We start from the raw sequence: 24,400 nt of genomic DNA on the forward strand, positions 1-24,400 counted from the left end.
GCCCCAAACGGTCCGCCGCGGTGTTTCAGGAAAACCGAGGCGCCTGGATTTGGGGCGGCTTCGCCACCCAGCGCGGGGCAAGCCCGCTCACTACAACAGCCCTCCGACATTTTCAGGTGCGCCCGACCCAAGACGGTGCGCTGATTTTCCAATGCCCAATTTCGGGCATCTCCTACACTCAGAAGTATTCCTTCGTACCTTTTAAAACGACTATTCGGAACTATGGTTCAGAAATTGCTACGGGTGTTGGGTCTGACACCGTTCAGTAACAGTCCTAAACGCGCCACAAGCGCTTATCTTGGTTTCAAGGGATTACATAATGAAAAAAGCATTGCTGACCCTTTCTGCACTGGCTCTGTGCATGGCCGCAGGTTCCGCCTTGGCCAAGGAATACAAGGAATTGCGTTTTGGTGTCGATCCGTCCTACGCGCCGTTCGAATCCAAAGCCGCCGACGGCAGCCTGGTGGGCTTCGACATCGACCTGGGCAATGCGATCTGCGCGGAGCTGAAGGTCAAGTGCAAGTGGGTCGAAAGTGATTTTGACGGCATGATTCCGGGCCTCAACGCCAACAAATTCGACGGTGTGATTTCGTCGATGACCGTGACCACCGCCCGTGAAAAGGCGATCGACTTCTCCAGCGAGCTGTTCTCCGGCCCGACATCCCTGGTGTTCAAGAAAGGCGCCGGCTTCTCCACCCCGGAGTCGCTCAAGGGCAAATCCGTGGGCTATGAGCAAGGCACCATCCAGGAGGCCTACGCCAAGGCCGTGCTGGACAAGGCCGGTGTTACCACCAAGGCCTACGCCAACCAGGACCAGGTGTACGCGGACCTGACCTCCGGCCGCCTCGACGCCTCGGTGCAGGACATGCTGCAAGCCGAACTGGGCTTCCTGAAGTCGCCGGCCGGTGCCGGTTATGAAGTCAGCGCGGCCATCGATGACCCACTGCTGCCGTCCAAAACTGCGATCGGTATCAAAAAAGGTAACAAAGACCTCAAGGCCTTGCTCGATAAAGGTATCAAAGCGTTACACGATGATGGCACCTACGCCACCATCCAGAAGAAACACTTCGGCGACCTGAACCTGTACAGCGGTAAATAACACCCTGGCGCCCACCCCTTTGCGGTGGGCGCTTTTTTATCGCCATAGGTCCTGAAGTCATGTTTGAAGATCTTTTACAAACCCTGGGGCTGGGTGCCTTCAGCTTGAAGGGGTTCGGCCCGCTGTTGCTGCAAGGCACATGGATGACCGTGAAGTTGTCGGTCGCTTCCCTGGCCGTCAGCGTCCTGCTTGGCCTGCTCGGCGCCAGCGCGAAGCTGTCCAGCCTGCGCCTGCTGCGTATCCCCGCCCAGCTCTACACCACCTTGATCCGCGGCGTACCCGACCTGGTGCTGATGCTGCTGATTTTCTACAGCCTGCAAATCTGGCTGACCGGTTTTACCGACTTTATGGAATGGGACTACATCGAGATCGACCCATTCAGCGCCGGGGTCATCACCCTGGGCTTTATCTACGGTGCTTACTTCACCGAAACCTTTCGCGGCGCGATCCTCGCCGTGCCCCGCGGCCAGCTGGAGGCGGCGACGGCCTACGGGCTAAAGCGCGGGCAGCGGTTCCGCTATGTCACCTTTCCGCAGATGATGCGCTTTGCCCTGCCGGGCATCGGCAACAACTGGATGGTGATGCTCAAGGCCACCGCGCTGGTGTCGATCATCGGCCTGGCAGACCTGGTCAAGGCGGCCCAGGATGCGGGCAAGAGCACCTATCAACTGTTCTATTTCCTGGTGGTCGCCGCGCTGATCTACCTGTTGATTACCAGCGTCTCCAACTTCGTGTTGCGCAGGCTTGAGCGGCGCTACTCCGCCGGGGCCCGGGAGGCCGTGCGATGATCGAACTCCTGCAGCAATACTGGCGGCCGTTCCTGTACAGCGACGGCCAGCACATCACCGGCCTGGCAATGACCATGTGGTTGCTCAGCGCCTCGCTGGTGATTGGTTTCCTCGTGTCGATCCCGCTGTCCATAGCACGCGTCTCGCGCAAGCGCCTGGTGCGCTGGCCGGTGCAGTTCTACACCTACCTGTTTCGTGGCACGCCGCTCTATATTCAGTTGCTGATCTGCTACACCGGCATCTACAGCATCGCCGCAGTGCGCGAACAACCGTTGCTGGATGCGTTCTTTCGCGATGCGATGAACTGCACCATCCTCGCCTTCGCCCTCAACACCTGTGCCTACACCACCGAGATCTTTGCCGGGGCGATCCGCAGCATGGCCCACGGCGAAGTCGAAGCGGCCAAGGCCTACGGTCTGAGCGGTTGGAAGCTTTATGCCTACGTGATCATGCCCTCGGCCCTACGCCGTTCGCTGCCGTACTACAGCAACGAAGTGATCCTGATGCTGCATTCGACCACGGTGGCATTTACCGCGACGGTGCCGGACATTCTCAAGGTGGCCCGGGACGCCAATTCGGCTACCTACATGACCTTTCAATCATTCGGCATCGCTGCGCTGATCTACCTTACCGTGACCTTCGCCCTGGTTGGTCTGTTTCGCCTGGCAGAGCGCCGCTGGCTGGCCTTTCTCGGGCCGAGCCACTAAGGAGTCGCAATGCGTCATCAGATTCATCAACTGATTGCGCCGGTGCCAGGTACGGCGCGGCAGATTCACAGTTTCCACTTCGGGCCCGCAGAGGCCGAGGGCAAAATCTATATCCAGGCGTCGCTGCATGCCGACGAACTGCCGGGCATGCTGGTGGCCTGGCACCTGAAGGTGCGCCTGGCCGAGTTGGCCGCGGCCGGGCGTCTGCGCAGTGAGATTGTGCTGGTGCCGGTGGCCAATCCGGTGGGCCTGGAACAGGTGCTGATGGATATTCCATTGGGCCGCTACGAGCTGGAGAGCGGGCAGAACTTCAATCGCCTGTTCGTCGACCTCAGTGAAGCCGTCGGTACTCAGGTCGAGGCGTTGCTCAGCGACGACCCGCAGCACAACGTGCGGGTGATCCGTGCTGCCCTGTGCGACGCGTTGGCGGCGCAGACTGCTGCGACCCAGTTGCAATCCCAACGCCTGGCATTGCAGCGCCTGGCTTGCGATGCCGACATAGTGCTGGACCTGCATTGCGACTTCGAAGCCGTGGCGCACCTGTACACCACGCCCGAAGCGTGGCCGCAAGTGGAGCCGTTGGCGCGCTATATCGGCTCGGAGGCCAACTTGCTCGCCACCGACTCCGGTGGGCAATCCTTCGATGAATGTTTCACCCTGGTCTGGTGGCAGTTGCAGCAACGCTTCGGCGAGCGCTTCCCGATACCCATGGGCAGCTTTTCGGTGACCGTCGAACTGCGCGGCCAGGGCGATGTGAACCACGGCCTGGCCAGCCTCGACTGCCAGGCGATCATCGACTACCTGATCCACTTCGGCGCCATTGCCGGCGATGTCGCCCCGCTGCCCGACCTGCCCTACCCGGCCACGCCGCTGGCCGGTGTCGAGCCGGTGGCTACGCCGGTTGGCGGCCTGCTGGTGTTCAGCGCCCTGCCCGGCGAATACCTGGAGGCCGGGCAACTGATCGCCGAAATCATCGACCCTATTACCGACCGCGTAACGCCCGTGCACTGCCAGAAGGCCGGCCTGCTTTACGCCCGCTCGCTACGCCGCATGGCCACTGCCGGGATGGTCATCGGCCATGTCGCAGGCACCGAGGCCTACCGCAGCGGCTATCTACTTTCGCCTTGAGGATGCACGCCCCATGTACAAATTGACCGTTGAAGGCCTGCATAAAAGCTATGGCGACAATGAGGTGCTCAAAGGTGTTTCGCTCAAGGCCAAGACCGGTGACGTGATCAGCCTGATCGGCGCCAGCGGCTCGGGTAAGAGTACCTTTCTGCGCTGCATCAACTTCCTGGAGACCCCCAACGACGGCGCCATGACCCTGGATGGCAAGCCCATCCGCATGGTCAGCGACCGCCACGGCATGCGCGTGGCCGACGACGCCGAGTTGCAGCGCCTGCGCACGCGCCTGGCGATGGTGTTCCAGCACTTCAACCTGTGGAGCCACATGAGCGTGCTGGAAAACATCACCATGGCCCCGCGCCGGGTTCTGGGCTGCAGCAAGAAGGACGCCGAGGAGCGCGCCCGTCGTTATCTGGACAAGGTCGGCCTGCCGGCACGGGTGGCCGATCAATACCCGGCGTTTCTCTCCGGCGGCCAGCAGCAACGGGTCGCCATCGCCCGCGCCCTGGCGATGGAACCTGAGGTGATGCTGTTCGACGAACCCACTTCGGCCCTCGACCCGGAGCTGGTGGGCGAAGTGTTGAAAGTGATCCAGGGCCTGGCCGAGGAAGGCCGCACCATGATCATGGTGACCCACGAGATGAGCTTTGCACGCAAGGTGTCGAGCCAGGTGCTGTTCCTGCACAAGGGCCTGGTGGAAGAGCAAGGCGCGCCGGCGGATGTGCTGGGCAATCCGCAGAGCGAGCGCTTGCAGCAGTTCTTGAGTGGCAACTTGAAGTAAACCTTTGCGCGCCCTGGAAGGTCTGTGCAATAGACCTTCCAGGGTGTCAGCGCGCCCATGGCAAAACCTACCGACTACGCCAAGCATTGGTTTGCCGCCAAGGGTTGGAAGCCGTTCGCTTTTCAAAAAGATGTGTGGGCGGCGGTCAGGAGCGGCCAGTCGGGGCTGCTGCACGCCAGCACTGGCGCCGGTAAGACCTACGCCCTGTGGTTTGCTGCCCTCAACCGCTTTGCCATCTCGCGCCCGCCCGCGACCGGCAAGCGTAAACCCCTTGCCGAACCGCTGAGCGTGCTGTGGATCACGCCGATGCGCGCCCTGGCCGCCGACACAGCCCGTGCCCTCGAAGCGCCGCTGGAGTCACTACAGATTCCGTGGAGCGTCGGCCTGCGCACCGGCGACACCAGCAGCAGCGAACGCGCACGCCAGACCCGGCGCCCGCCCACCGCACTGGTCACCACCCCGGAAAGCCTGACCCTGATGCTCGCCCGTGCCGACAGCGAAACGAGCCTGGCGCACCTGCGCATGGTCATAGTGGATGAATGGCATGAATTGATCGGCAACAAGCGCGGCGTCCAGTTGCAACTGGCGCTGGCACGGCTGCGACGCTGGCATCCCGAACTGATGGTGTGGGGGATTTCCGCCACGCTAGGCAATCAATCCCACGCCTTGGAAGTGTTGGTCCCACAGGGCGGCGGGATCAATGTGCAGGGGCAAACAGCCAAGCAGCTGAAGGTCGACACCTTGCTGCCAGCGCACGCCGAACGCTTTCCCTGGGCCGGGCATATCGGCCTGAAGATGTTGCCCCAGGTGCTGGCGGAAATAGACGCCAGCAGCAGTTGCCTGGTGTTTACCAATACGCGGGCGCAGTCGGAAATCTGGTTCCAGGCATTGCTGGATGCGCGTCCCGATTGGGCCGGGGTGATTGCACTGCACCATGGTTCACTGTCGCGGGAAACCCGAGACTGGGTAGAGCGGGCGTTGAAAGACGGCCAGCTCAAGGCGGTGGTCTGCACCTCCAGCCTGGACCTGGGGGTGGATTTTTTGCCGGTAGAGCGTGTGCTGCAGATTGGCTCGGCCAAAGGCGTCGCACGCCTGATGCAGCGCGCTGGGCGCTCGGGGCATGCGCCGGGTCGGCCGTCGCGAGTGACGCTGGTGCCGACCCACAGCCTGGAACTGGTGGAAGCGGCGGCGGCCCAGGATGCAATTGCCCAGCGGCGTATTGAAGCGCGGGAGTCGCCCTACAAGCCATTGGACGTGCTCGTACAACATTTGGTGAGCATGGCGTTGGGCGGCGGCTTCACGCCGGATGCGCTGCTGGAAGAGGTACGCGGCACCTGGGCTTATCGCGACCTCGGTAAAGAGGATTGGGGCTGGGCGCTGGGATTTGTGCGGCATGGCGGTCTGTCCCTGACCGCCTATCCCGATTACCGCCGGGTGGAACCCGATGAACAGGGCATCTGGCGTGTCCCTGATGCACGACTGGCGCGGCGTCACCGCATGAGTGTGGGCACAATCGTCAGCGACGCCAGCATCCAGCTGAAGTTCTGGAGCAAAGGCGGCGGGGGCAAGAACCTGGGCAGTGTCGAGGAAGGTTTTATTGCGCGGCTCAAGCCAGGTGATGGCTTCCTGTTTGCCGGACGCTTGCTCGAGCTGGTCCGCGTGGAAAACATGACCGCCTATGTACGCCGCAGCAGCGCGAAAAAAGCCGCCGTACCGCGCTGGAACGGCGGGCGCATGCCACTCTCCAACGAGCTGGCACAGGCCGTGGTGGCACGCTTTGACGCGGCGGCCCAGGGGCACTTTGACGGCCCTGAAATGCGCGCGGTGCAACCTTTGCTACAGACGCAGTTGCACTGGTCCGGCCTGCCGACGCGCACATGCTTACTGGCCGAAGCACTCAAATCCCGCGAGGGCTGGCACCTGTTCCTCTACCCGTTCGGCGGGCGCCAGGTGCACCAGGGGTTGGCCGGTTTACTGGCGTGGCGGGTCAGCCAGGGGCAACCCGTGACCTTCTCGATTGCGGTGAACGACTACGGGTTGGAGCTACTGAGTGCTACCGAGGTGGATTGGCCTGCATTGTTGAACAGCGCATTGCTGAGCCCCGAGAACCTGCGCCACGACGTGGCCGCCAGCCTGAATGCCGGTGAGTTGGCCTTGCGCCGCTTTCGTGAGATCGCGCGCATCGCCGGGCTGGTGTTTGCCGGTTACCCCGGCGCACCGAAAAGCACGCGGCAGGTGCAGGCGTCCAGCGGGCTGTTCTTCGAGGTGTTCAAGCAATATGACCCACAGAACCTGTTGCTGACCCAGGCGGGGGAAGAAGTCCTGCGTGACGAGCTGGATATGCGGCGGCTGGAAGAGACCTTGTGCCATCTGTCGACACTGAAGCTGGATTTGCACTTGATCGAACGCCCGACGCCACTGGCGTTCCCATTGCTGGTGGAGCGAATGCGCGAAAGCATGAGCTCGGAAAAGCTCTCGGCGCGCATCGCACGGATGGTCAAGGACCTGGAAAAGGTCGCGGATAACAGGAAGCGTTGATGGTTTGCAAGGTGCTGCTGGAAGGTGAATGGCTATGGTTGCTGGCGGACAAGGCGGTTTACTGGCCCGCGCGGCGGTGCCTGTTGATTGCCGATGCACATTTTGGCAAAGCCTCGGCCTATCGCAGCCTGGGGCAGCCAGTGCCCCAGGGGACGACAACAGCCAATCTGGCACGCCTGGATCGACTGTTGTCGGCGTATGCCTGTGAGCAGTTGATCTTTCTTGGCGACTTCTTGCACGGCCCTGGGTCACAGGCCAGTGGCACCCTGAACGCAATGAGGGCCTGGCGTGAGCGCAATGCTGCCCTGGAGATGACCTTGATTCGTGGCAATCACGATAAACGCGCAGGCGACCCACCCGCCGACTTGAGGATCGACGTGGTGACTGAGCCACTGCTGATGGGGCCTTTCGCCTTGCAACACGAACCGCACGCCCACCCCGTTCACCACGTGCTGGCAGGGCATGTGCATCCGGTGTATCGGCTGCGTGGCAAAGGGCGCCAGAGCCTGCGGCTGCCCTGCTTCCAGATCGGGGGGCGGATCAGTCTGTTGCCAGCGTTCGGCGCATTCACCGGGGGGCATGGGGTGGAGCAGGACAATGATCGCCGAATCTATGTGATTGGCGATCATGAAGTCTGGCCACTGGGCTAGATGTCAGACAACGGGAGCGGGAGGCGGCTCGTCCGGCAGGGTTGGAACACCGTTTTCATCGGGCTGCTCGGGTTGACCTGGGGCGGGGTCAGGATCCGGCTGCCCCGGCACTCCCCCATCGAAGGCTGGGTTTGCCATCAGGGACCAGGCCATGACACCAATCTGGTTGGGTTCAAGCCGGGCAAGTTCGGCGCTGATTCGCGGGTCGATCTTCATAAGGTACTCCTCAAGCGTGGCCCGGCGCGTTGTGCACGCGCCGAGGCAGTACACCCAATAGAGTGCCTACCCGCTGACAAATTCCCTTTACGTGTAAGACCTTTCGATCAAGCGCGTGGGAGGGTAACGCCGCGCTGGCCCTGGTACTTGCCTGCACGGTCTTTATAGGACACTTCACAAGCCTCGTCGGACTGCAGGAACAGCATCTGTGCCACACCTTCGTTGGCATAGATCTTCGCCGGCAACGTGGTGGTGTTGGAGAACTCCAGGGTCACGTGACCTTCCCACTCGGGCTCAAGCGGCGTCACGTTGACGATGATGCCGCAGCGCGCGTAGGTGCTCTTGCCCAGGCAGATGGTCAGCACGTCGCGGGGAATGCGGAAGAACTCCACGGTGCGCGCCAGGGCGAAGGAGTTTGGCGGAATGATGCACACGTCGCTCTTGACGTCGACGAAGCTCTTTTCGTCAAAGTTCTTCGGATCGACAATCGCCGAGTTGATGTTGGTGAACACCTTGAACTCATCGGCGCAGCGCACATCGTAGCCGTAGCTGGAAACACCGTAGGAAATCACCGGGGCATCGCCTTGACCACGGATCTGGCGCTCGACGAACGGTTCGATCATGCCGTGCTCTTGCGCCATGCGGCGAATCCACTTGTCCGATTTGATGCTCATGGCGGGTGTCCTGAATAGCGAGGTGGAAAAATTCTGTTGGGCATCTTACCGGGGCCGGCGTTGGGGTTCAAAGGGCGCCGGACTTTTCTTGACGATAGGCCTGCCTGCCGGAGGCCGCAGCCAGCGGGGCCGGGACCCGGCTCAGGGTGACCGATGGCAGTAAATACCACCGCCAGTCACGAAATTAGAGAAACCTTCGGAAATACCATTGGCACGTTCCGGAAAAAGGGTTAAGGTGGCGCCACTGTGCTGCTTGTGTCACTGAGAATCTCTACACGATATGTTGAATTTCGATCCAACCATCTCCAAGAATTTTTCCTGCTCTTTGCACTCAGTCTCGGCCAGGGCTTTTCCTGAGTCGCAGTTAACTTTGTCCAAGGAGATACACCATGTCTAATCGCCAAACTGGTACCGTTAAGTGGTTCAACGATGAAAAAGGCTTCGGCTTCATCACTCCACAATCCGGTGACGACCTGTTCGTTCACTTCAAAGCTATCCAATCCGACGGCTTCAAAAGCCTGAAAGAAGGCCAACAGGTTTCTTTCATCGCTACCCGCGGTCAGAAAGGCATGCAAGCTGAAGAAGTTCAAGTTATCTAACTTGTACTGACTTAGTCGAAAAGACCCCGCCCTTAAAAGCGGGGTTTTTTTATGCCTGGGATTTGGCATTGTCGCCGATGTAATGGCCAGGCAAAAAAATGTGGGAGCCAAACCTATGTGGGAGCTGGCTTGCCTGCAATAGCATCACCTTGGTGTCACTGACAAACCGAGGTACTGCTATCGCAGGCAAGCCAGCTCCCACACAAGCCTGGCTCCCACACTTTCAACGTGCGCCGTTATTGGAACAACGACTCACTCGACAAGCCATTCTTCTCCAGGATCTCACGCAAGCGCTTGAGGCCCTCCACCTGGATCTGACGCACCCGCTCACGGGTCAAGCCGATTTCCAGGCCGACATCCTCCAGGGTACTGCTCTCATGGCCGCGCAGGCCGAAGCGGCGAATCACCACCTCACGCTGCTTGTCCGTAAGCTCGGATAACCACTGGTCAATGCTTTGCGACAGATCATCGTCCTGCAACAGCTCGCAAGGATCTGTGGGACGATCATCGGTCAAGGTATCCAGCAGGGTTTTATCCGAATCCGGACCCAGCGAGACGTCGACCGAAGACACGCGCTCGTTCAAGCCGAGCATGCGCTTGACCTCACCCACCGGCTTCTCCAGCAGGTTGGCGATCTCTTCAGGCGACGGTTCGTGATCGAGTTTTTGCGTAAGCTCACGTGCCGCCCGCAGGTAGACGTTGAGCTCCTTGACCACATGGATCGGCAACCGGATCGTGCGGGTCTGATTCATGATCGCCCGTTCGATGGTCTGGCGAATCCACCAGGTAGCGTAGGTCGAAAAGCGGAAGCCCCGCTCCGGGTCAAACTTCTCCACCGCCCGGATCAAGCCGAGGTTGCCCTCCTCGATCAGGTCCAACAGGGATAGCCCACGATTGACATAGCGTCGGGCGATTTTCACCACCAGCCGCAGGTTGCTTTCAATCATGCGCTTGCGCCCAGCCGGATCGCCTTTTTGCGACAAGCGCGCAAAATGGACTTCTTCTTCGGGAGTGAGCAGAGGGGAAAAGCCGATTTCATTGAGGTACAACTGGGTCGCGTCGAGCGCCCGGGTGTAGTCAATGTACTTGTGTTGCTTTAACGCAGTGGAGTTCTTGGATTTGGTGCGAACTGAAGGTGTTGCAGGTCCCTCATTCGACATCGAATCCTCAGCGATACCGGTCTCCATAAGGAGGACCTCATCGTCGATGTCAAACTCCGGCGCTTCTTTACTGAGAGCCATTGTTATAGTCCTTTGGTGAGTTCGACCTCAAGCTCAAGCATCGCCTTTATCCTTGGCAACGCTGGAGCCTGTTCCTTCTACGTGAGGGAACAGGCTGGCAACACATCAACGACGGGGTAGGAATTGCAGTGGATCTACAGGCTTCCCTTGGCGGCGAATCTCAAAGTGCAGTTTCACCCGGTCTGTACCAGTTGACCCCATTTCGGCAATTGTTTGTCCGACTTTGACTTGCTGCCCCTCCCGAACCAACAGCCTGCGGTTGTGACCGTAAGCACTGACGTAGGTATCGCTGTGTTTGATGATGACCAGCTCGCCGTAGCCCCGTAAACCACTCCCGGCGTACACCACTGTCCCATCAGACGCAGCTAAAACAGGCTGTCCCAAATCCCCGGCAATATCAATGCCTTTATTCAAACTGCCGTTTGAAGAGAATTTTCCAATAAGCACTCCGTTTGAGGGCCATCCCCAACCGGTCGGTGCAGGCCCTGCCGGAGGCAGCGGCGCAGAGGTCGGCTTGCTCGCAACCGCAGGCGCAGCGGTGCCTGCAGGCCGGGTGATGATCGTGGTTTTGCTCGAAGACGACGGCGACGAAGTGCTGTTTGTGACAACCGCAGCAGGCGTTGAGCCGGTGCGCCCGTCAAAGCGAATCGTCTGACCCGGATGTATCGTGTAGGGCACCGGAATATTGTTACGTGCTGCAAGCGCCTTGTAATCCCAGCCATAACGGAAGGCGATCGAGAACATCGTGTCGCCCTTGCGTACCACATATTGCCCGGTGGTCACCGTCGGCTTTTGCGGAGCCGCGCTATTGCGGTCGACCACCCGTGCGCCGCTGCTTGGCGAGCTGGAGCACGCCACCAGGGAGGAACTCAAGACAAGGCCAAGCACCAGTCGCTGAAAGCTTGTTTTACTCATACGCTGCGCAAGACCTGTGAGACTCACCCGCCGCTCCCTTTGTGGTGGCTGAACATGAACGCCTGTATCAGGCTTGAAATATGACGCAAGTATAACTGGGCATTGGCTTTTTTCCGGCACACGACTGAAACGAAACATTCATCATGTTTAACCCGGACGGCCAATCATGTTGACTCAACAGGCCCCGGCGTAAGACACATCCCGGCCAACAGAATTCACTGCCGGTAGACAAATGATCAGGCCAGCGGACCATTGAGCAACGGGACGAAGCGTACGGCGCCCAGCACATGCCGTGAAAACCCTTCGTCCTCACGGATAATGAGCATCAATTGTTGCACTTCGCCGGAGCCCACCGGGATGACCAACCGCCCACCAGGGGCCAATTGATCAAGCAAGGCTTGCGGCACATCGGTGGCCACGGCGGTGACGATGATGCCGTTGTAAGGCGCCAACGCCGGCCAGCCTTCCCAGCCGTCGCCCCAGCGGAACACCACGTTGCGCAGGTTCAACTCTGCCAGGCGCTCCTTGGCGCGGTCCTGCAGGACCTTGATGCGCTCCACCGAAAACACCCGTTCCACCAACTGCGACAGCACCGCGGTCTGGTAGCCCGAGCCGGTGCCGATCTCCAGCACCTTGTCCAACGGCCCGGCCGCCAGCAGCAGCTCGCTCATGCGCGCGACCATGTACGGCTGGGAGATGGTCTGGTTGTGGCCGATGGGCAGCGCGGTGTCTTCATAGGCACGGTGCGCCAGGGCTTCATCGACAAACAGATGCCGTGGTGTACGGCGGATCACTTCCAGCACCTGGGCGTTGGACAAGCCCTCCTCGTACAGGCGCTGGATCAAACGCTCACGTGTGCGTTGGGAGGTCATCCCGATGCCGCGGCGCAGTAGGTCGTCTTGTTCACGGCCCATCAGTTCAGCGCCTCCAGCCAGCCATCGAGACTACTGAAGGCATCACTGAAGGTGCGATCAAGTTGCAACGGGGTAATCGATACATAACCTTGCATCACCGCGTGAAAGTCCGTGCCCGGGCCGCCATCTTCGGCATCGCCGGCGGCGGCGATCCAATAACCTTCCTTGCCGCGCGGATCGACCACCTTCAACGGCGCCGCCGCACGGGCACGATGGCCCAGGCGCGTCAGCTGGATGCCGCGGATATGGTCGAGGGGCAAATTGGGGATATTGACGTTGAGCACCGTTCGCGGCGGCAGGTCCAGGGAACCATGGGCCTCCACCAGCTTGCGCGCGAAATAGGCGGCAGTAGGCAGGTTGTCCAATTGGCGCGAAGCCAACGAGAAGGCAAACGAGGTCCGCCCCAGGAAGCGCCCTTCAAGGGCCGCCGCCACCGTGCCGGAATACAGCACGTCGTCACCCAGGTTGGCGCCGAGGTTGATGCCCGAAACCACCAGGTCCGGCTCGTGCTCCAAGAGGCTGTTGATCGCCAGGTGGACACAGTCGGTGGGGGTGCCGTTCACGCTGATAAAGCCGTTGGCCAGAACCTGCGGGTGCAGCGGACGGTCGAGCGTCAGCGAACTGCTGGCGCCGCTCTTGTCCTGGTCGGGGGCAACCACCATGCACTCGGCATAATCTTCCAGCGCAGCATAGAGCGCGGCAAGACCGGGTGCGGTGGCACCGTCATCGTTTGATATCAGAATACGCATGGGCTGTCCGTCTGCCCCACCGGCACCAGATCAACAAGCTCGCGCACCAAGACAGTGGCGAAGCATCCGGCCGGCAGGACGAATTCCAATTGCAGAATGTCAGGACCGGGATAATGCCACGTCAACCCGCCAATGGGCAGTCGCAGAATGCGACGCTCCTGGCTCATGCCGGCATTCACCAGCCAATCGCGCAGGTCGGCTTCGCCGGCGGCAATGGCCTGTTCCAGCGCATGGGTTGCGCCTGAGGCGGGCGAGTCGCCCTCGCCCCACTGCGGCCCGGTGGGGTGCAGGTCCAGAATTGCCAGGCGCGGGTCGCTGCATTCAGCTTCGCCCGCCGGGAAAAAGCTGCGGCTGTCGGTAAACGCCAACAGGTCGCCGACTTGGGCGCGCTGCCAGGAGCCGTCGGCAACACGCGCCGCCAGCACCTTGTTGAACAGGAAACTGCGGGCGGTGGACAACAGCCGCGAACGCACATTGCGCTGCTCCGGCAGGGCCTTGCGCGCAGCCCACTCGCGGGCGTCGACGACATTGCCGCCGTTGTGGCCAAAGCGCTGGGCGCCAAAATAATTGGGAATGCCGTGCTGGGCGATCAATTGCAAGCGCGCATCGATGGCGGCGGTGTCGCCAGCCAACTGGGTCAGGCGCAAGGTGAAGCCATTGGCCGAATGCGCACCGCGCTGCAGTTTGCGCTTGTGCCGTGCAGTCTTGAGGATCTTGAGGGTGTCGTTTTCTGCCGCGCTCATGTCCGGGTCGGCCTTGCCTGGCAGCTGCACGCTGAACCATTGGCGGGTCAGCGCCTGGCGATCCTTGAGCCCGGCATAACTGACGGTGCGCAACGGCACACCGGCGGCCTTGGCGATACGCCGCGCCGCTTCCTCAGTGTTCAGGCCGCGCTTTTCCACCCACAACCACAGGTGTTCGCCCTCGCCGGTCAGCGGGATGTCGAGTACCTCATCGACTTGAAAATCTTCCGCCGTCGCCTTCAGTACCGCGCTGCCCAAAGCCTCGCCATAGGCCCGCGGGCCCAACAGTTGCAGGTCGTTCATGCGCGCAGCAACAAGGCGACGGAGTGCACGGCGATGCCCTCTTCACGACCGGTAAACCCGAGCTTTTCGGTGGTGGTGGCTTTCACGTTCACTTGATCCAATTCTATTTGCAGATCCGCGGCGATCAGCGCGCGCATCGATTCGATATGGGGGGCCATTTTCGGCGCCTGGGCCACGATGGTGTTGTCGACGTTGGCGACCTTCCAGCCCTTGGCGTGGATCAGGCCGACCACATGCCGCAGCAGCACGCGACTGTCCGCACCCTTGAAGGTCGGGTCGGTGTCTGGAAAGTGTTTGCCGATGTCACCCAATGCCGCCGCGCCGAGCAAGGCATCGCTCAAGGCATGCAGCACGACATCGCCGTCGGAATGAGCCAGCAACCCGTGGTGATGCGCAATGCGCACGCCGCCCAGGGTGATGAAATCGCCTTCAGCGAAACGGTGCACATCGTAGCCGTGGCCAATACGCATAAAAAAACGCCCCGATTTAATTCAGGGCGTGATTCTACCTACTTTTGCCTCACATTAACCGAGCAAAGCACGGCCATGATGTCGCAAATGCTCTTCGATGAAGCTGGCGATAAAGAAGTAGCTGTGATCGTAGCCAGGCTGCAGGCGCAGTTCGAGCGGATGGTTGGCCGCTTTCGCAGCTTGCTGCAAGGCTTCGGGCTTGAGCTGCACCGCGAGGAAGTCGTCACGATCCCCCTGATCCACCAGCAACGGCAGCTTTTCCGAGGCTTCGCCGAGCAACACGCAGGCATCCCATTCGCGCCATTTGGAACGTTCTTCGCCGAGGTAGCGGGAGAAGGCTTTCTGGCCCCACGGGCAATCCATCGGGTTGTTGATCGGCGAAAACGCCGACACCGACAGATAACGCCCAGGGTTGCGCAAAGCACACACCAGCGCACCGTGGCCGCCCATGGAGTGGCCGCTGATACCGCGTTTATCCGAAGCCGGGAAATGCGCTTCGACCAAAGCCGGCAACTCCTGCACCACGTAGTCATGCATCCGATAGTGCTTGGCCCAGGGTTCCTGGGTAGCGTTCAGGTAAAAGCCCGCACCGAGGCCGAAATCCCACGCGTTATCCGGATCACCCGGCACACCTGGGCCGCGTGGACTGGTGTCCGGCGCGACGATGATCAGCCCCAGCTCGGCGGCCATGCGCTGGGCACCGGCCTTCTGCATGAAGTTCTCATCGGTGCAGGTCAAGCCGGACAGCCAGTACAGCACAGGCAACTTGCCGCCCTGCTCCGCTTGCGGCGGCAGGTAGACGGCGAAGGTCATGTCGCAACCGAGCACATCGGAATGATGCTTGTAGCGTTTATGCCAGCCGCCGAAGCTCTTCTGGCACGACAGGTTTTCCAGACTCATGGCCGACCTCAGAAGTGGATGACGGTGCGGATGCTCTTGCCTTCATGCATCAGGTCAAACGCTTTGTTGATGTCTTCCAGACCCATGGTGTGGGTGATGAAGGTGTCCAACGGGATCTCGCCGGTCTGGGCCATTTCCACGTAGCTTGGCAACTCGGTCCGACCGCGCACGCCGCCGAATGCCGAACCGCGCCAGACGCGACCGGTCACCAACTGGAATGGACGGGTGGAAATTTCCTGGCCGGCGCCGGCAACACCAATGATCACCGACTCGCCCCAGCCTTTGTGGCAGCACTCAAGGGCGGCGCGCATCAGTTGCACGTTGCCGATGCATTCGAAGGAAAAGTCCACACCGCCGTCGGTCAAATCGACAATCACGTCCTGAATTGGGCGGTCGTAGTCTTTCGGGTTGATGCAGTCGGTAGCCCCCAGTTGCTTGGCGATCTCGAACTTGGCCGGGTTGATGTCGATGGCAATGATGCGCCCGGCCTTGGCCTTGACCGCACCGATCACCGCCGACAGGCCGATACCGCCGAGGCCGAAGATGGCCACGGTATCGCCCGGCTTGACCTTGGCGGTGTTGATGACCGCGCCGATGCCGGTGGTGACGCCGCAACCCAGCAGGCAGACTTTCTCCAGCGGGGCTTCTTTGGGAATCTTGGCCACGGAAATTTCCGGCAGCACGGTGTACTCGGAGAAGGTCGAGGTCCCCATGTAGTGGAAAATCGGCTGGCCTTTGTAAGAGAAGCGCGTGGTGCCGTCCGGCATCAGGCCCTTGCCCTGGGTCGAGCGGATGGCTTGGCACAGGTTGGTCTTGCCCGACAGGCAGAATTTGCACTTGCCGCATTCCGGGGTGTACAGCGGGATCACGTGGTCGCCAACCGCCACCGACGTCACGCCCTCGCCAATCGCTTCAACCACCGCACCGCCTTCGTGGCCGAGGATCGACGGGAAGATGCCTTCCGGATCGGCACCGGACAGGGTGTACGCGTCGGTGTGGCAAACGCCGGACGCAACTACGCGCAACAGCACTTCACCCGCCTTGGGCATGGCGACATCCACTTCAACGATCTCAAGAGGCTTCTTGGCTTCGAAGGCTACGGCGGCGCGGGACTTGATCATCCGGGTTTCTCCATCGGGTTAAAAACTAAGGCACAGAGTGTAAAACATGGCTGACTGATGAATAATCCAGCCAAAAGCAAAACTTTATTGCTGTACAGGGATAATCATCATGTTGGAAAACCGCTGGGAAGGCATTGATGAATTCGTCGCGGTAGCCGAATGCAGCCAATTCACCGCGGCAGCCGAGCGCCTGGGCGTGTCCTCATCCCACATCAGCCGGCAGGTGGCACGCCTGGAAGAACGCTTGCAGACGCGCTTGCTCTATCGCAGTACGCGCAAGGTCACGCTGACCGAGGCCGGCCAGACCTTTCTGCAACATTGCCAACGTTTGCAGGACGGGCGCGAAGAAGCCCTGCGCGCGGTCGGCGACCTCACCAGCGAACCCAAGGGCATGTTGCGCATGACCTGCGCCGTGGCGTACGGCGAGCGATTCATCGTGCCGCTGGTGACGCGGTTCATGGCGTTGTACCCGCAGTTGCGCGTGGATATTGAGCTGAGCAACCGTCAACTGGACTTGGTGCACGAAGGCCTCGACCTGGCGATTCGCCTCGGGCGCCTGCAGGATTCGCGCATGGTCGCCAGCCGCCTGGCGCCGCGGCGCATGTACTTGTGTGCGTCGCCGTCCTACCTGGCACGGTATGGTCGGCCACACAGTTTGTCGGAATTGAGTCGGCACAACTGCCTGATCGGTAGCTCGGACATTTGGCAACTGGCCCAGGATGGGCGGGAATTTTCCCAGCGTGTACAGGGAAACTGGCGTTGTAACAGTGGGCAGGCGGTGCTGGATGCAGCGCTGCAAGGCGTCGGGCTGTGCCAGTTGCCGGATTATTACGTGCTGGAGCATCTGCACAGTGGTGCGCTGGTGTCGTTGCTGGAGGCGCATCAGCCGCCAAATACAGCGGTGTGGGCGTTGTATCCGCAGCAGCGGCATTTGTCGCCGAAGGTCAGGAAGTTGGTGGATTTCTTGAAGGCGGGGTTGGCTGAAAGGCCGGAGTACAGCAGCTGATTGTGGGGGTGTTTGTAATGGCCTCTTCGCGAGCAAGCCCGCTCCCACACTTGACTGCATTCACAAATCAAAATGTGGGAGCGGGCTTGCTCGCAAAGGGGTCGATGCGGTCTATCTGACTACCTACGGTTAGCCCACCGCAACCGCAACCACTCCAGATCTTCGGGCCGGGTCACCTTGATATTGTCCGAGCGCCCTTCAATCAAGCGCGGCGCCTGGCCGGACCATTCCATCGCCGAGGCTTCGTCAGTGATGACAGCATCCGCCACCAAGCTGTCGGCCAACGCACGATGCAAGCCCCCCAGGCGGAACATCTGCGGCGTATACGCCTGCCAGATCAGGCTACGGTCGACGGTCTCGACCACACGCCCGTGTTTGTCGACACGCTTGAGCGTATCGCGGGCCGGCACGGCCAGCAGGCCGCCGACCGGGTCATCCGCCAGTTCGCTTAATAACTTGTCGAGATCATCACGACTCAGGTTCGGCCGCGCAGCATCGTGCACCAGCACCCAATCGTCATCGCTGGCGCCGAGGGCATTCAGATGCAGCAGCGCATTGAGCACCGAGCCCGAACGCTCCGAACCACCGTCCGCACGCTGAATGCGCGGGTCGGCAGCACAAGCCAGGCTGGGCCAATAAGGATCATCGACAGCAAGACTGACCACCAACCCGTTGAGGCAAGGATGGTCGAGAAAACAGCCGAGGCTGTGTTCGAGAATTGTGCGCCCGCCCAACTGCAAATATTGCTTGGGACGGTCCGCAGCCATACGAGCACCAACGCCCGCGGCAGGAATCACGGCCCAGAAGGCCGGCAAACCATTACTCATTGGGCCAACTGGTAGAGGGTTTCGCCCTCCTTGACCATACCCAACTCATGGCGAGCCCGTTCTTCAACGGTCTCCGTACCTTTTTTCAGCTCAAGCACTTCGGCGTCGAGGACGCGGTTTCGCTCCAGCAGGCGTTCGTTTTCGGCGTGCTGGTCGGCAATTTGCTGGGTCAGATCCTTTACCTGCGCAAAGCTGCCATTACCCACCCATAGGCGGTACTGCAGGCCAGCCAGCAACAGGAGCAAGATGAGGAACAACCAATTGGGACTGCGCATCGAAATCCGGGTATCCAGTGAAAAAAGACAGCCATGTAAAACTTTTGCAGCAACTGATAGCACGAAGCCTGGAAGAACCAGGCTTGTGCTCGGTAGCCATGAGATTAGCGTCGAAATTCACTTCATCGTGAAATTTGCGACGCTATCAGACGACTTTTACCATTTAACCATCAGCCGCGAAACTCGCCGCGACCGTTGTACTTGGCCTTGCCTGCCAGTTGCTCTTCGATACGCAGCAATTGGTTGTACTTGGAAACGCGGTCCGAACGGCACAGGGAGCCGGTCTTGATCTGGCCAGCCGAAGTGCCCACGGCCAGGTCGGCAATGGTCGAATCTTCGGTTTCGCCGGAGCGGTGCGAGATCACGGCGGTGTAGCCCGCAGCCTTGGCCATCTGGATGGCTTCCAGGGTTTCGGTCAGGGTGCCGATCTGGTTGAACTTGATCAGGATCGAGTTGGCGATCTTTTTATCGATGCCTTCTTTCAGGATCTTGGTGTTGGTCACGAACAGGTCGTCGCCCACCAGTTGGATCTTCTCGCCGATCTTGTCGGTGAGGATTTTCCAACCGTCCCAGTCGGACTCGTCCAGGCCGTCTTCGATCGAGATGATCGGGTAGCGCTGGGTCAGGCCCTTCAGGTATTCAGCGAAACCTTCGGAGTTGAACACCTGGCCTTCGCCGGACAGGTTGTACTTGCCATCTTCGTAGAACTCGCTGGCCGCGCAGTCCAGTGCCAGGGTCACGTCGGTGCCCAGCTTGTAGCCAGCGTTGGCCACGGCTTCGGAGATCACTTTGAGTGCATCTTCGTTGGACGCCAGGTTCGGTGCGAAACCACCTTCGTCACCCACCGCAGTGCTCAGGCCACGGGCCTTCAGCACAGCCTTGAGGTGGTGGAAAATCTCGGTGCCCATGCGCAGGCCTTCGGAGAAGGACTTGGCGCCAACCGGCTGCACCATGAATTCCTGGATGTCGACGTTGTTATCAGCGTGCTCGCCACCGTTGATGATGTTCATCATCGGTACTGGCATCGAGTAGACACCCGGGGTGCCGTTCAGGTTGGCAATGTGCGCGTACAACGGCAGGTCCTGGTCCTGTGCAGCAGCCTTGGCGGCAGCCAGGGACACGGCGAGGATGGCGTTGGCGCCCAGGCTGCCTTTGTTTTCGGTGCCGTCGAGCTTGATCATCGCGTGGTCCAGGGCTTTCTGGTCCAGCGGGTCCTTGCCCAGCAACAGGTCACGGATCGGGCCGTTGATGTTGGCAACAGCTTTCAGTACACCCTTGCCCAGGTAACGGCTCTTGTCGCCATCACGCAGTTCCAGCGCTTCGCGCGAACCGGTAGAAGCACCGGACGGCGCGCAGGCGCTGCCGATGATGCCGTTATCGAGAAGCACGTCGGCTTCGACGGTGGGGTTGCCACGGGAGTCGAGAACTTCACGACCTTTGATGTCGACGATTTTTGCCATTGTTGTAAACACTCCAAAGTTGACGAAAACGACGCAGCTGAAGGAAAACTTTTGACCGACCGCAAGGGTGGAACAACGGGGCAGGCTTGCAGGCGACAAGGCTCAGGCCCGGGGGCCTGAGCTTTTAGCGTGGGATACTTTACCGGAGAAACGCGGCTTACGCGGTCTCTACCGTCGGAAAACTCTTGACCAGTTCGTCCAACTGCTTGAGCTGGGCCAGGAACGGCTCCAGCTTGTCCAGGCGCAGGGCGCATGGGCCGTCGCATTTGGCGTTATCCGGGTCCGGGTGGGCTTCCAGGAACAGGCCAGCCAGGGACTGGCTGATGCCGGCCTTGGCCAGGTCCAGCACCTGGGCACGGCGCCCACCGGCGGAATCGGCACGACCACCGGGCATTTGCAGCGCGTGGGTCACGTCGAAGAACACCGGGTATTCGAACTGTTTCATGATGCCGAAACCGAGCATGTCCACCACGAGGTTGTTGTAGCCGAAGCTCGAACCGCGCTCGCAGAGGATCAACTGGTCGTTACCCGCTTCCACGCACTTGTTCAGGATGTGTTTCATCTCCTGGGGCGCGAGGAACTGGGCTTTCTTGATATTGATCACAGCGCCGGTCTTGGCCATCGCCACGACCAGGTCGGTCTGGCGCGACAGGAAGGCCGGCAACTGGATGATGTCGCACACCTCGGCGACCACGGCAGCCTGTTCAGGCTCGTGGACGTCGGTGATGATCGGCACGCCGAAGGCTTGCTTGATGTCCTGGAAGATCCGCATGCCTTCTTCAAGGCCCGGGCCGCGATAGGACGTCACGGACGAACGGTTGGCCTTGTCGAAGCTGGCCTTGAATACGTAAGGGATACCGAGTTTCTCGGTGACCTTCACGTACTCTTCACAGACCTGCATCGCCATGTCGCGGCTTTCCAGCACGTTCATGCCGCCAAACAGCACCATGGGCTTGTCGTTGGCAATCTCGATGTCGCCGACGCGAATGATCTTCTGGGCCATCAGGGTTACGCCTTCTTCTGGTGTTGCGTCAGTGCCGCCTTGACGAAACCGCTGAACAACGGGTGACCGTCGCGCGGCGTCGAGGTGAACTCCGGGTGGAACTGGCAAGCGACGAACCATGGGTGATCCGGTGCTTCAACCACTTCAACCAGTGCGCCATCACCGGAGCGACCGGAGATTTTCAGGCCGGCTTCTTTGATTTGCGGCAGCAGGTTGTTGTTCACTTCGTAGCGGTGACGGTGACGCTCGACGATCACGTCCTTGCCGTAGCAATCGTGAACCAGCGAGCCCACTTCCAGCAGGCAGTCTTGCGCGCCAAGGCGCATGGTGCCGCCCAGGTCGGAGGCTTCGGTACGGGTTTCGACCGCGCCGGTGGCATCTTCCCACTCGGTGATCAGGCCCACGACCGGGTGGCCGCTCTTGCTGTCGAACTCGGTGGAGTTGGCGTCTTTCCAACCCAGCACGTTACGGGCGAACTCGATAACGGCCACTTGCATGCCCAGGCAAATCCCCAGGTACGGCACCTTGTTCTCACGAGCGTACTGCACGGCAGTGATCTTGCCTTCCACGCCACGCAGGCCGAAGCCGCCTGGAACGAGGATCGCGTCCACACCTTCGAGCAAGGCGGTGCCTTGGTTCTCGATGTCTTCGGAATCGATATAGCGCAGGTTGACCTTGGTACGGTTGCTGATGCCCGCGTGGCTCATCGCTTCGATCAGCGACTTGTAGGCATCCAGCAATTCCATGTACTTGCCGACCATGGCGATGGTGACTTCGTGCTCTGGGTTGAGCTTGGCGTCAACCACGGCTTCCCACTCGGACAGGTCCGCACCGTTGCATTGCAGGCCGAAACGCTCGACCACAAAATCATCCAGGCCTTGCGAATGCAGGATGCCCGGGATCTTGTAGATGGTGTCGGCGTCTTCCAGCGCGATCACCGCACGTTCTTCAACGTTGGTGAATTGCGCGATCTTGCGACGCGAGGAAATGTCGATCGGGTGATCGGAGCGGCACACCAGCACGTCCGGCTGCAGGCCGATGGAACGCAGTTCCTTGACCGAGTGCTGGGTAGGCTTGGTTTTGGTTTCGCCAGCGGTGGCGATGTACGGCACCAGTGTCAGGTGCATCAACATCGCGCGCTTGGCGCCGACTTCGAAACGCAACTGGCGGATGGCTTCGAGGAACGGTTGGGATTCGATGTCACCCACGGTGCCACCGATCTCGACCATCGCCACGTCGGCATCGCCTGCACCCTTGATGATGCGGCGCTTGATTTCGTCGGTGATGTGCGGGATCACCTGGATGGTTGCACCCAGGTAGTCACCACGGCGCTCTTTGCGCAGCACGTGCTCGTAGACACGGCCTGTGGTGAAGTTGTTGTTCTGGGTCATGGTCGTGCGGATGAACCGCTCGTAGTGGCCCAGGTCCAGGTCGGTCTCGGCGCCGTCGTGGGTGACGAACACTTCACCGTGCTGGAACGGGCTCATGGTGCCCGGGTCAACGTTGATGTACGGGTCCAGCTTGAGCATGGTGACCTTAAGTCCCCGCGCCTCCAGGATGGCCGCCAATGAAGCCGATGCGATGCCTTTCCCCAATGAAGAAACAACACCGCCCGTGACGAATATGTAGCGCGTCATGAAAAACCCTAGAAGTCTGCGTTAAAGCGGTCCGAGCCGCCGGGGAAAGCGAAGAGAGGCCGAAGCCCCCGATCACCTGCATTAATCACAGTGCACCTTTCAAAAAAACCGCCGCGTTGTGACAGACCAGCAATGAAACACCGGTACGTTGATCGCTACACATTTTTTGGAATCGCCCAGCAAAGACTGCTTGGTAATCGGCAACTGCTGCGATTCAGGCGAATCCACAGAAGTTGTATCAAGAAGGGAGCGTAGTCTACCGGAAAGGCGCTATCAGCTCAAACCTTGATCGCAGTTCTGTGGCATCCAATGTAATTGCCAGTCGCTGGCCGAGTTGGGCCATAGCCCGGCGAGGGTTGGGATACCCAGCAATTGCTCACCCCGATACAGCAGCGGCAATCTGCCACGGACAAAGCCCGGCAAGCCGCATTCATTCAGCAGGCGCTTCACGTCACGCCGGCCACGGCCCGGCACTTCGATGGCTTCGCCGCCCTGGCGATAGCGGATCACCAGTGGGCCGTCAGGGGCCGTGCCGATCAGTCTCAGGCGACCATTGCCGGGTAACTCTAGTGGGATTTGTGGATCGGGCCAGCTCACCGATGCGTCGGAAAATTCCGACCAAGCGGTAGGCAGCCACCAGATGCGCTCGCCACAACGGTGCAACTCGCCATCGGCAAGGTGCCACAGGGGCTGCGCGTCGCCCTTGGCGTCCCGCAGGGAATGCCAGCTGGCCCAATGGTCACTGTCGGGTAACCGAGTCAGCGGCGTCAGCCAATGACGCAGGGTGTTGCGTTGGCGGGCATCGGAAAGTTCGCGCAACGGCGCAAGGGCCAATGACGGCAATGGCAACCAGGGAAAGGCGGAGGGCTGGTCAGCGGTACGCAGGTCCAGTTGCGCCAATTCGTCGAGCAACCCTTGCGCCTCCCCCAGGTGCTCGGCGGCGCGCGCCAGGCTGGAGACCGCTTGCGGCCAACGCTCCGTGAGTACCGGGAACACTCGGTGGCGCAGGTAGTTGCGCGAGAACCGCGGGTCGGTGTTGGACGGATCTTCAATCCACGTGAGTTGATGTTCGCTGGCATAGGCTTGTAACTCAGCCCGCGATACCTCCAGCAACGGTCGCACCAGATGACCGCCCGCCAAGGGGCGCTGCGCAGGCATTGCCGACAATCCCCGCACGCCTGCCCCGCGCAACAGGCGAAACAGCAGGGTTTCGGCCTGATCATCACGATGCTGGCCAGTGAGCAACACCTCCCCTGCCCCGGTCACCTCGGCAAACACCTGGTAGCGCGCATCACGGGCGGCACGCTCAAGGCTGGCGCCGGGCCGGACTTGCACGCGCATGACGCGCAGGGGCACGCCCAGAGCGTCACACATCGACTGACAATGCGCTGGCCAGGCGTCGGCGACAGCTTGCAGGCCGTGGTGGACATGGATGGCGCTGAGGGGAGGAAGATGCTCAGTGTTAGCGAGCAGGTGCAGCAGGACAGTGGAGTCGAGCCCGCCGGAGAAAGCGATATGCCAGGCCGGGGCGTTGCGCCAGGCAGAGAGGGCGTGAAGGAGCTTGGCGGACAAGGAGGATTTCATGAAAAACACCGCCACTGATCTGGCATACGATAACCCAGCATACACAAAGCAAATGTGGGAGCGGGCTTGCTCACG

26 protein-coding genes are annotated in these 24,400 nt (G+C 60.6%); 10 read left to right on the plus strand and 16 right to left on the minus strand.

Features of this window, described 5'->3' with window-relative positions:
* The 8 genes from OPU96_RS18795 to pdeM all read left to right on the plus strand — a co-directional run.
* Positions 1 to 269, plus strand: a 269-nt coding sequence (locus tag OPU96_RS18795; protein ID WP_498559506.1) for a hypothetical protein, incomplete at its 5' end; no start/stop codon positions are given.
* 50 nt (positions 270 to 319) lie between these two features.
* On the plus strand, positions 320 to 1,099 hold the full coding sequence (locus OPU96_RS18800; protein ID WP_017739082.1) for a transporter substrate-binding domain-containing protein: 780 nt from the start codon (positions 320 to 322) through the stop codon (positions 1,097 to 1,099).
* Positions 1,100 to 1,158: 59 nt separating this feature from the next.
* Positions 1,159 to 1,887, plus strand: coding sequence for an ABC transporter permease (locus tag OPU96_RS18805; protein ID WP_498559507.1), 729 nt, complete (start codon positions 1,159 to 1,161; stop codon positions 1,885 to 1,887).
* A complete protein-coding gene (locus OPU96_RS18810; protein ID WP_192299326.1) occupies positions 1,884 to 2,594 on the plus strand; it encodes an ABC transporter permease in 711 nt (236 codons plus the stop codon). The genes OPU96_RS18805 and OPU96_RS18810 overlap by 4 nt, the downstream gene beginning before the upstream one ends.
* A gap of 9 nt (positions 2,595 to 2,603) precedes the next feature.
* Positions 2,604 to 3,722, plus strand: coding sequence for a succinylglutamate desuccinylase/aspartoacylase family protein (locus tag OPU96_RS18815; RefSeq protein ID WP_305392196.1), 1,119 nt, complete (start codon positions 2,604 to 2,606; stop codon positions 3,720 to 3,722).
* A 13-nt stretch (positions 3,723 to 3,735) separates the two neighbouring features.
* Entirely contained in the window at positions 3,736 to 4,500 is a 765-nt protein-coding gene (locus tag OPU96_RS18820; protein WP_192299328.1) for an ABC transporter ATP-binding protein, read from the plus strand.
* Positions 4,501 to 4,557: 57 nt separating this feature from the next.
* Entirely contained in the window at positions 4,558 to 7,038 is a 2,481-nt protein-coding gene (locus OPU96_RS18825; protein ID WP_305392195.1) for a ligase-associated DNA damage response DEXH box helicase, read from the plus strand.
* Positions 7,038 to 7,688 (plus strand): ligase-associated DNA damage response endonuclease PdeM, encoded by a 651-nt coding sequence (gene pdeM, locus OPU96_RS18830; protein WP_226455859.1) that lies wholly within the window; start codon positions 7,038 to 7,040, stop codon positions 7,686 to 7,688. Before OPU96_RS18825 ends, pdeM begins: the two co-directional genes overlap by 1 nt.
* 3 nt (positions 7,689 to 7,691) lie before the next feature.
* On the opposite strand, the gene OPU96_RS18835 is transcribed toward pdeM, so the two are convergent.
* Both OPU96_RS18835 and dcd read right to left on the minus strand, forming a co-directional pair.
* The gene (locus OPU96_RS18835; protein ID WP_226455860.1) at positions 7,692 to 7,904 is read right to left on the minus strand and encodes a hypothetical protein; all 213 of its coding nucleotides are present in this window, start codon (positions 7,902 to 7,904) and stop codon (positions 7,692 to 7,694) included.
* Positions 7,905 to 8,011: 107 nt separating this feature from the next.
* A complete protein-coding gene (dcd, locus tag OPU96_RS18840) occupies positions 8,012 to 8,578 on the minus strand; it encodes a dCTP deaminase (RefSeq protein ID WP_010212421.1) in 567 nt (188 codons plus the stop codon).
* A gap of 389 nt (positions 8,579 to 8,967) precedes the next feature.
* Between dcd and OPU96_RS18845 the strand changes: the two genes are divergently transcribed.
* Positions 8,968 to 9,177: a cold-shock protein gene (locus tag OPU96_RS18845; RefSeq protein ID WP_002554837.1), complete on the plus strand. Its 210-nt coding sequence runs from the start codon at positions 8,968 to 8,970 to the stop codon at positions 9,175 to 9,177.
* Between the two features lie 236 nt (positions 9,178 to 9,413).
* Here the strand turns inward: OPU96_RS18845 and rpoS are convergent, their stop codons facing one another.
* From rpoS to OPU96_RS18885, 8 genes are all read right to left on the minus strand, one after another.
* Entirely contained in the window at positions 9,414 to 10,418 is a 1,005-nt protein-coding gene (rpoS, locus tag OPU96_RS18850) for an RNA polymerase sigma factor RpoS (RefSeq protein ID WP_192299332.1), read from the minus strand.
* A 105-nt stretch (positions 10,419 to 10,523) separates the two neighbouring features.
* The gene (locus OPU96_RS18855; RefSeq protein ID WP_192299333.1) at positions 10,524 to 11,360 is read right to left on the minus strand and encodes a peptidoglycan DD-metalloendopeptidase family protein; all 837 of its coding nucleotides are present in this window, start codon (positions 11,358 to 11,360) and stop codon (positions 10,524 to 10,526) included.
* Positions 11,361 to 11,569: 209 nt separating this feature from the next.
* Positions 11,570 to 12,205: a protein-L-isoaspartate(D-aspartate) O-methyltransferase gene (locus OPU96_RS18860; RefSeq protein ID WP_177325361.1), complete on the minus strand. Its 636-nt coding sequence runs from the start codon at positions 12,203 to 12,205 to the stop codon at positions 11,570 to 11,572.
* A gap of 41 nt (positions 12,206 to 12,246) precedes the next feature.
* Complete coding sequence (surE, locus tag OPU96_RS18865; RefSeq protein WP_192299334.1) at positions 12,247 to 12,996, minus strand: 5'/3'-nucleotidase SurE; 750 nt, start codon at positions 12,994 to 12,996, stop codon at positions 12,247 to 12,249.
* On the minus strand, positions 12,984 to 14,042 hold the full coding sequence (gene truD / locus OPU96_RS18870; protein WP_192299335.1) for a tRNA pseudouridine(13) synthase TruD: 1,059 nt from the start codon (positions 14,040 to 14,042) through the stop codon (positions 12,984 to 12,986). Before truD ends, surE begins: the two co-directional genes overlap by 13 nt.
* On the minus strand, positions 14,039 to 14,512 hold the full coding sequence (ispF, locus tag OPU96_RS18875) for a 2-C-methyl-D-erythritol 2,4-cyclodiphosphate synthase (protein WP_058412401.1): 474 nt from the start codon (positions 14,510 to 14,512) through the stop codon (positions 14,039 to 14,041). Before ispF ends, truD begins: the two co-directional genes overlap by 4 nt.
* Before the next feature lie 54 nt (positions 14,513 to 14,566).
* Positions 14,567 to 15,412, minus strand: coding sequence for an S-formylglutathione hydrolase (fghA, locus tag OPU96_RS18880; RefSeq protein ID WP_305392192.1), 846 nt, complete (start codon positions 15,410 to 15,412; stop codon positions 14,567 to 14,569).
* 8 nt (positions 15,413 to 15,420) lie between these two features.
* Positions 15,421 to 16,533, minus strand: coding sequence for an S-(hydroxymethyl)glutathione dehydrogenase/class III alcohol dehydrogenase (locus OPU96_RS18885; protein WP_017137160.1), 1,113 nt, complete (start codon positions 16,531 to 16,533; stop codon positions 15,421 to 15,423).
* Between the two features lie 109 nt (positions 16,534 to 16,642).
* On the opposite strand from OPU96_RS18885, the gene OPU96_RS18890 reads away from it, so the two are divergent.
* Positions 16,643 to 17,539: a LysR substrate-binding domain-containing protein gene (locus OPU96_RS18890; protein WP_305392190.1), complete on the plus strand. Its 897-nt coding sequence runs from the start codon at positions 16,643 to 16,645 to the stop codon at positions 17,537 to 17,539.
* Between the two features lie 119 nt (positions 17,540 to 17,658).
* Here OPU96_RS18890 and ispD read toward each other — a convergent pair whose 3' ends face one another.
* From ispD to tilS, 6 genes are all read right to left on the minus strand, one after another.
* Positions 17,659 to 18,366: a 2-C-methyl-D-erythritol 4-phosphate cytidylyltransferase gene (ispD, locus tag OPU96_RS18895; protein ID WP_498559508.1), complete on the minus strand. Its 708-nt coding sequence runs from the start codon at positions 18,364 to 18,366 to the stop codon at positions 17,659 to 17,661.
* A complete protein-coding gene (gene ftsB, locus OPU96_RS18900; RefSeq protein ID WP_192299339.1) occupies positions 18,363 to 18,641 on the minus strand; it encodes a cell division protein FtsB in 279 nt (92 codons plus the stop codon). Before ftsB ends, ispD begins: the two co-directional genes overlap by 4 nt.
* 170 nt (positions 18,642 to 18,811) lie before the next feature.
* A complete protein-coding gene (gene eno / locus OPU96_RS18905) occupies positions 18,812 to 20,101 on the minus strand; it encodes a phosphopyruvate hydratase (RefSeq protein ID WP_003189193.1) in 1,290 nt (429 codons plus the stop codon).
* 157 nt (positions 20,102 to 20,258) lie between these two features.
* Positions 20,259 to 21,104 (minus strand): 3-deoxy-8-phosphooctulonate synthase, encoded by an 846-nt coding sequence (gene kdsA, locus OPU96_RS18910; RefSeq protein WP_010212442.1) that lies wholly within the window; start codon positions 21,102 to 21,104, stop codon positions 20,259 to 20,261.
* A gap of 5 nt (positions 21,105 to 21,109) precedes the next feature.
* A complete protein-coding gene (gene pyrG / locus OPU96_RS18915; protein WP_498559509.1) occupies positions 21,110 to 22,741 on the minus strand; it encodes a CTP synthase in 1,632 nt (543 codons plus the stop codon).
* Positions 22,742 to 23,014: 273 nt separating this feature from the next.
* Positions 23,015 to 24,325 carry a tRNA lysidine(34) synthetase TilS gene (gene tilS / locus OPU96_RS18920; RefSeq protein WP_498559510.1) on the minus strand — a complete coding sequence of 437 codons (1,311 nt, stop codon included), beginning with the start codon at positions 24,323 to 24,325 and terminating at the stop codon, positions 23,015 to 23,017.
* Between the last annotated feature and the right edge of the window lie 75 nt (positions 24,326 to 24,400).

Source organism: Pseudomonas sp. RP-B7 (assembly GCF_059803535.1).